Here is a 2441-nt window from a genome sequence, read left to right on the forward strand (position 1 = left end):
TCTCACTCGGCATCCGGAGCTCGCCGGCGTCACCCGGCTCGCCGACCTGCCCGCCGAGCCGGCCGCGCCCTCCGCGGCGAACGAGGTCACCCCATGACCGCCACCACCGGGAGCGCCACCAGCACACCCACCGCACCCACCGCCCTCGATCCGTGGGCGACCGATGCCGCCGCGGGCCGACGAGGGCGGTTCCTCCACGGCCTCAACCCCCTCGCGAAGCTCGCCGCCCCGATGCCGGCGATGATTCTGCTGGTCTTCGCGCGCGACCTCGCGACTCCGCTGGCCTTCTTCGCCGTGACCTCCCTCGTGCTGCTGGCCGGCGCCCGCGTCACCCCGCGGCTCACTCTTCTGCTGTTCGTGGCACTGCCGCTCGGGGCCGCCGTCATCGGACTGAGCATGTCGGTGTGGATCGATGCCTCTCGCGTCGACACGTCCGTCACGCTCGTGCAGCTCGGCGGCTGGTCGCTCTACGGCGGTGCCGTGGTCGTCGGCATGGCCACCGGCGTCCGCCTGGCGGCGATCGTCGGGCTCGCGCTCATCGCCGGACTGACGAGCACGGGACCGGACCTCGTGCGCGCCGCCGTGCAGCAACTGCGCGTTCCATACCGCATCGGGTATACAGCGCTGGCGGCCTTCCGTTTCGTGCCTCGATTCGCATATGAGCTCGAGGTGATCCGGCAGGCGCATCGCGTGCGCGGTGCCAGCGGCGGCCGCGGACCGTTCGCCGCCCTCGCCCGCTGGTGGGGCTACATCGTGCCGCTGTTGGCCGGCGCGATCCGCCACGCAGAGCGCGTCGCACTCGCGATGGATGCCCGGGCCTTCGGCGCGTACCCCGACCGCACCGAGCGCCACCTCGTGCCCTGGCGCGTGCGCGACACCGCGTTCGTGCTCGCGTTCTGGGCCGTGAGCGCCGGCATCCTCATCGCCTTCTTCCCCTGGACCCTCTGACCGCCTGACCCTCTGACCGCCTGACCCTCTGACCGAAAGAGACCTCATGGCCCGCTTCTCCAGCCTCGTCAAGCCCGCGTCGCAAGAGCTCATCCACCTGCAGGTGCTGCGCACCGAGCGCCTCACCCCGCACTGGATGCGCATCACCCTCGGTGACGGCGAGATCGGCCGTTTCACGCCGATGGGCTACGACCAGTGGTTCCGCATCTTCTTGCCGCTCGGCGGTGACGAGGGTCTCGAACGCATCCCCGCGAAGGCGAACCGGATCTTCGGATACCTCAAGTACCTCCGCATCCCCGACGGCATGCGTCCCGTCATGCGCAACTACACCGTGCGCGCCTACCGCACGACGGGCCCCAGCGGCGGCCCCGAGATCGATGTCGACTTCGTGCTGCACGGGACCGGTCCTACCGCAGGGCCCGCGTCACGATGGGCGGATGCCGCGGCTCCCGGCGAATCGGTCGTCATCATCGACGAGGGTCTCGGGTTCAATCCGGAGCGCGGTACCGACCGGGTCGTGCTCGTCGCCGACGAGACCGGGGCCCCCGCGGTCGCGGGCATCTGCGCATCGCTGCCCGAGACGGCGACCGGGGTGGCGCTGATCGAGGCGCCGTCCGCCGAAGACGTCCTGGAGTTCGAGGGGCCGACGGGCATCGAGGTGCGCTGGCTGGTGCGGGATGCTGTCGGCGAGGGCGCCAAGCCCGGCGCGCTCGCGCTCGATGCACTGCAAGCGGCGCCGCCGGCGCTGACCGCGGCATCCGACACGCACTTCTTCATCGTCGGGGAGCAGTCGCTGCCGACCGGCGCCCGCCGTCAGCTCGTCGCGCAGGGCGTCGACAAGGACCGGATCAGCTTCGTCGGCTATTGGCGCGTGGGCGCCGCCTCGCCCGCACCGAAGTCACAGCGCGCCGCCGATCCGGCCGCTGCACCGACCGACGGGACGGCGCACTGATGGGCAAGGTCACCACCGCTTATCTGCTGACCTGCGCTGCGATCGGCGTCGCGACGGGGTTGCTGACGATACCGGCGACAGCGTTCTCGACGGCGATCTACGCCACGATTCCGCCGCTGGCGGCACTCACCGGCGGGGTGTGGATCGTCGGTTTCGCCATCGCGCTGCGGCTTCTCGAGCGCCCCGGCGCGGCGTTGCTCACGGGGTTGATCTCGGGGCTGGTCGCCTCACCGCTGTCCGCCACGGGTCCTGCGATCATCATCACGAACGTCATGTTCGCCGCCTTCGTCGAACTGCCGTTCCTGATCACCCTCTACCGCCGCTGGGGCCGCTGGCTGTACTACGTCGGCGCCGCGCTGATCACGGTTCTCTACGGGGCGTGGTCGGCGACCGCGGCGGACATGCGGGCCTTCCCGGCGTGGGTCCTGTGGAGCTACCTCGCAGCCCTGCTGGTATCGAACCTGGGCGGCGCCTGGCTCGGCATCCTCATCGCCGACCGCTTGCGCGCCGCCGGCGTCGCCCGGCTCGCCCGCCGTCGTCC

General features: G+C 71.3%; 3 protein-coding genes. All 3 read left to right on the forward strand.

The features are described 5' to 3' along the window. Positions 1 to 93 precede the first annotated feature (93 nt). The gene (locus WBP48_RS07135; RefSeq protein ID WP_424438188.1) at positions 94 to 948 is read left to right on the forward strand and encodes an energy-coupling factor transporter transmembrane component T family protein; all 855 of its coding nucleotides are present in this window, start codon (positions 94 to 96) and stop codon (positions 946 to 948) included. Between the two features lie 46 nt (positions 949 to 994). Further along, a complete protein-coding gene (locus WBP48_RS07140) occupies positions 995 to 1900 on the forward strand; it encodes a siderophore-interacting protein (protein ID WP_424438191.1) in 906 nt (301 codons plus the stop codon). Continuing rightward, on the forward strand, positions 1900 to 2441 hold a 542-nt coding region (locus WBP48_RS07145; protein ID WP_424438194.1), incomplete at its 3' end, for an ECF transporter S component. The genes WBP48_RS07140 and WBP48_RS07145, both read left to right, overlap by 1 nt.

This window comes from Microbacterium sp., assembly GCF_049661145.1.
Lineage (GTDB): Bacteria > Actinomycetota > Actinomycetes > Actinomycetales > Microbacteriaceae > Microbacterium.

Excerpts from the sequence above, each read along its gene's own strand:
- WBP48_RS07135 (WP_424438188.1), top strand. The coding sequence starts at position 94 with ATGACCGCCACCACCGGGAGCGCCACCAGCACACCCACCGCACCCACC.
- WBP48_RS07140 (WP_424438191.1), top strand. The coding sequence starts at position 995 with ATGGCCCGCTTCTCCAGCCTCGTCAAGCCCGCGTCGCAAGAGCTCATC.